The organism is Dechloromonas sp. H13, from assembly GCF_009469615.1.
Taxonomy (GTDB): Bacteria; Pseudomonadota; Gammaproteobacteria; order Burkholderiales; family Rhodocyclaceae; genus Azonexus.
Window position 1 is genome coordinate 1 of sequence record NZ_SSXX01000015.1, and the last position, 4605, is coordinate 4605.

At 59.6% G+C, this 4605-nt stretch carries 4 protein-coding genes; 3 read left to right on the forward strand and 1 reads right to left on the reverse strand.

The genetic code is table 11. From position 1 onward, the window contains the following. Nucleotides 1-170 precede the first annotated feature (170 nt). On the reverse strand, nucleotides 171-638 hold the full coding sequence (locus GH660_RS17550) for an Lrp/AsnC family transcriptional regulator (protein ID WP_153148061.1): 468 nt from the start codon (nucleotides 636-638) through the stop codon (nucleotides 171-173). Between the two features lie 113 nt (nucleotides 639-751). Here GH660_RS17550 and GH660_RS17555 point away from each other — a divergent pair, with 113 nt between their 5' ends. Genes GH660_RS17555 through GH660_RS17565 form a run of 3 tightly spaced genes read left to right on the forward strand, consistent with a single transcriptional unit; the run spans nucleotide 752 to nucleotide 4477 of the window. Then, a complete protein-coding gene (locus GH660_RS17555) occupies nucleotides 752-2005 on the forward strand; it encodes a Zn-dependent hydrolase (protein ID WP_153148062.1) in 1254 nt (417 codons plus the stop codon). Between the two features lie 49 nt (nucleotides 2006-2054). After that, the gene (locus tag GH660_RS17560) at nucleotides 2055-3287 is read left to right on the forward strand and encodes a diaminopropionate ammonia-lyase (RefSeq protein ID WP_153148063.1); all 1233 of its coding nucleotides are present in this window, start codon (nucleotides 2055-2057) and stop codon (nucleotides 3285-3287) included. A gap of 14 nt (nucleotides 3288-3301) precedes the next feature. Continuing rightward, on the forward strand, nucleotides 3302-4477 hold the full coding sequence (locus GH660_RS17565) for a M20 aminoacylase family protein (RefSeq protein ID WP_153148064.1): 1176 nt from the start codon (nucleotides 3302-3304) through the stop codon (nucleotides 4475-4477). Nucleotides 4478-4605 lie beyond the last annotated feature (128 nt).

A 4605-nucleotide genomic window follows, 5' to 3' on the forward strand; every position in this document is an offset into this window, starting at 1 on the left:
TCGACCCACAGCAGACGTATCCGTCTTCGAATTCAGCGCCTGATAGCTGACATTCGCCGATCGTGGAAATCACGGTAACTACTGACTGCTTGCTGCAAACTCGACCTTTAAAGTGGTCGTCATGTGTCGACCATCGGCCGTGAAAGGAATTTAAGAACTGAAGCCCAGTCTTATGCAGCATCCACCGGCACAGAGCAACCCGTCTTGACACGGTTCATCGCCACAAGCGTGTTGAACGTCTTCACATTGCCAGAGGCGAAGAAGAGCTCGCGGGTCAGCTCCACATACTGCTCCATGGAGCGGACCAGGAAGATGAGAACAAAGTCCCATTCCCCGGCGACGTAATAGCACTGTTGAACTTGAGCGCAGGCGGCAAAACGGCGCTGCATGTCGTCAAGAAGGTCCGCGCGTTCATTCTCGGCCTTGACCTCGACGATCACCGTCAGGTCATAGCCCAGCATCTTGGGGCAGAGCTGTGCCGCATACCGTTCAATAACGCCCGCCCCCTCTAGCAGCTTCAGGCGCCGGTTGACTGCCGCGGTGGACAAGTGCGCACGCTGACCCAGCTCACTCTGAGGCAAACGGCTATCCTCTTGCACTGCGGCGAGGATCACACGGTCGTAGTTGTCGGGCTTCATGTTGGGCGCGCTCCGGTCAAAAGTGAAAAACATTCCACTGGAAGCCCGATTATTCGAAAAAACAATCAACCTGGGCAAATAGTATTCACCTATAACGCCGCTGGAGATGCACCTTGACCACACATGAACTGACACTGGACACTGCGCTACTGTTGGAGCAGTTGGCAACCCTGGGTGCCATCGGACAGGATTGCGTGCAGGGTGGGCGAACGCGCATAGCCCTCACCGATGCGGAGAAGGCCGGTCGCGATCAACTCGTGCAGTGGATGCGGGAGCTGGAGCTGGAGGTGCGCATTGACCGGGTAGGAAACATCTTCGGCATCCTAGCGGCCGCGTCTGCTGATGGGGACCCGCAAGCCCTGATGATGGGCTCGCACATCGATACGGTGCGCAATGCCGGTGCGCTGGATGGCTGCTATGGTGTGCTGGCTGGTTTGGCTGTGGTGCGCGCGTACCGGCAAGCAGGAGTACGTCCGCTGCGCGCCATCGTCGTGGGCGCGTTCACCAATGAAGAAGGCGTGCGCTACCAGCCCGACATGATGGGCTCCCTTGTATATGCCGGGGGACTGCCAGTACAGGCTGCGCTGGACACCATCGGCATCGATGGCACCCGGTTGGGTGATGAACTGGAGCGGATTGGCTATGCGGGCACTATGGAGTCTGGTTCGATTGTTCCGCATGAATACCTGGAACTTCACATCGAACAGGGTCCCGTCCTCGAAGCCGAAGGCAAGCAGATCGGTGTCGTAGAGAACCTGCAAGGCATATCCTGGCAGAAAGTTACCGTCCAGGGCGTTGCCAATCACGCTGGCACTACACCCACTCGCATGCGCCACGACGCAGGCTACGCCGCAGCAGCCTGCATCGCCTTTCTGCGCGAGGAGGTAGTGGGCGCAGCTCCCGACACCACGCTGGCCACCACGGGTGCACTCAAGTTCGAGCCTGATGTCATCAATGTCATTCCCCGCAAAGCCACATTCACAGTAGACCTGCGGGACCCGGATGAACAGCGTCTGCAAGCGGCAGAGAAGCGCTTTGCAGATTTCTTGGTGGAGATCGCTGAGCGCGAGGGTGTGACGATAGAGACTGAGCGGCTTGTGCGCTTTGAACCTGTAGTGTTTGATGCTGCGCTTGCCAACCGCATCGAAGCAGCTGCCGAACGCCGCGGGCTATCGCACATGCGCATGACCTCGGGTGCTGGCCATGATGCCCAGATGATGGCGCGCATAGCTCCTTCGGCCATGATCTTCGTGCCAAGTCGCAGCGGCATCAGCCACAACCCGAGGGAGCACACGGACGACGAACAACTCATTCTGGGCGCACAGGTATTGCTTGATGTCGTCCAGGAATGTTTGGCTACACCCTGAATTTCATCGGATCCATCTTTTCATTGCCCCTTACGCAGCAGGACACCCCATGTATTTTAAGAACCCAAACGCCATACGTACGCCCTACCCTGCCGAGTTGGCTGCAGTCATGAACATAGCCCAGGCCCATCAGAGCCGCCAGTGGCTTTCTCGATGGCCACAGATCACGCCAAAGGCCACACCGCTGTACGACTTGCCCGATCTGGCGCAGCGCCTCCAGATTGAACGGCTTAGCCTCAAGGATGAGTCAGTGCGTTCGCCACTGGGAAGCTTCAAGGCGCTGGGCGCACCTATTGCGCTGGTGCGCCAAATATTGCGCCTGCACCCCACGTTCGAGGCGCTGGGCATTCTGGCGGGCAATTACGCCGAGCGATTGAAGGACTATACGGTCATCAGCGCCACGGACGGCAACCATGGGCGGGGCCTTGCCGCTGCCGCCCGGGACGCCGGGTGCCGCTGCGTGATTGTTCTCCATGCCCATGTCAGTGCAGAGCGAGAGCAGGCCATCGCCGCCCTGGGCGCGCAGATTGTGCGGATTGCAGGCAACTATGACGAGTCTGTTCAGGAGGCCGCACGCCTGGCTTCTCAAAATGGATGGCAGGTGGTGTCCGACACCTCGTATGAAGGCTATGAAGAGATTCCGCGCGATGTGATGCAGGGCTACGGCACGATTGCCGAAGAAGTTGTCGAGCAGACGCGCGCCTCTTCGGGCCAGGACGGACCATTTACCCACGTATTCCTGCAAGGCGGCGTTGGCGGCATGGCCGCAGGTCTGGCCAGCTACTTCTGGGAGTACCAAGGAGTGCATCGCCCCCACTTCATCGTCGTCGAGCCGACGCAGGCAGATTGCCTGCTGCAAAGCGCCATGCAAGGCCGCGCCACACGAGCAACAGGCACGGTCGATTCGGTGATGGCGGGTCTTGCCTGCGGCGAGACCTCGCCGCTGGCCTGGCGCTTCTTGCAACCCTGCGTGGATGCCTTCATGACCATCGAGGATGACCAGGCCGTGCAAGCCATGCGCCTATTGGCACAGGGCAATGAAAACGACAGGCCCATCGTTGCCGGCGAGTCCGGTGTGGCCGGATTGGCAGGTCTCCAGGTCCTGCGGGCCAGCGAACAGTTGTCCGCACAGGCCGGGCTCAACGCGCAGTCGCGGGTATTGGTCATCAGCACGGAAGGCGCAACTGCCCCTGCCACCTACACTGAACTGGTAGGAGAAAGTGCCGACGCCGTACTCCAGCGGCAGCAAGCGTGGGCTACCAGGCAACCCGTAGAAGTCTGAACCGGAGAGACGCCATGTACGTAGAAAGCGAACTGGGAACCCAGATGGTGAATTGGCGCAGACAACTGCACCAGATGCCCGAGACCGGCTTCAACGAACACCGCACATCGGGCTATGTTGCCAAGGCCCTAGAACTGATGGGCCTGGAGGTGCATCGTGGCATCGGAGGCACCGGATTGGTGGCCAATCTGACGGTTGGCAACGGTTCGGGTGTGATTGGCCTGCGCGCCGACATGGATGCCCTGGCCATGACCGAGAGTGCAGTGGATAGACCCCACATCTCGCAAAACGCAGGCTGTATGCACGGATGTGGGCATGACGGCCATATGGCCATGTTGCTGGGCGCTGCACAAATCCTGAGCCGCACACGCGACTTCAACGGCACGGTGCGCTTCATCTTCCAACCGGCCGAAGAACACGGTCGCGGTGCCAACGCGATGGTGCGTGACGGCCTGTTTGAACGCTTCCCGGTAGACGAGATCTACGGTGCCCACAATATCCCCGGCATGCCGGTGGGCCACATCGCGACACGCGTGGGCGGCATCATGGCCAGCGAAGACAATTTTGTGATCCGCATCCAGGGGCGCGGTGGACATGCCGCGCGGCCGCAAATGGCCATCGACCCACTGGTGGTGGCGGCTGAAATCATCTTGGGACTGCAAACCATCGTGGCGCGATCGGTCGACCCCGCAGATTCCGCCGTCGTTTCGTGCACGGAGATCCACAGCGATGGCATCCGCAACGCGATTCCGACACATGTTGAAATCAAAGGGGACACACGCAGCTACTCGCCACATGTCCAGGCACTATTGGAGCGTCGCATGCGTGAACTCTGCCTCGGCATTGCTTCCGCCCACGGTGCGACTTGCGAAGTGGAATACACGCACGAGTTTGTGCCAACCGTGAACTGGCCGCAGTGCACGCCAGTTGCCGTGCGTGCAGCCCAGGCGGTGGTCGGTGTAGAGAACGTAGATGGCAACGTTGCGCCGATGATGATTTCCGAGGACTTTGGCGCCTTCCTCAAAGTGGTGCCCGGAGCATTTGTCTTCATTGGCAATGGCGCACCTGATTCAGTAGGCTGCGTACCTTTGCACAATGCTCGCTACGACTTCAATGACGAAGTGCTTCCCATTGGTGCTCGCTACTTTGCGGAGCTTACCCGGGAAAGGTTATCGGCTTTCAAGCAATAGGTCATTCAGCTGCACCATGCCCACAGCTACTGCGGCGTTGGTTACGTTCAGCGGGTAGCCTGGCCTCGGATACAGACGCCAACATGGGCTTCTCGTTACCGGTCATTGGCCAATGCCAGCTCTTGGCC

What these genes read in the sequence shown, in the direction of transcription:
- GH660_RS17550 (WP_153148061.1), bottom strand. Translation starts at nt 638, where the DNA reads ATGAAGCCCGACAACTACGACCGTGTGATCCTCGCCGCAGTGCAAGAG.
- GH660_RS17560 (WP_153148063.1), top strand. Translation starts at nt 2,055, where the DNA reads ATGTATTTTAAGAACCCAAACGCCATACGTACGCCCTACCCTGCCGAG.
- GH660_RS17565 (WP_153148064.1), top strand. Translation starts at nt 3,302, where the DNA reads ATGTACGTAGAAAGCGAACTGGGAACCCAGATGGTGAATTGGCGCAGA.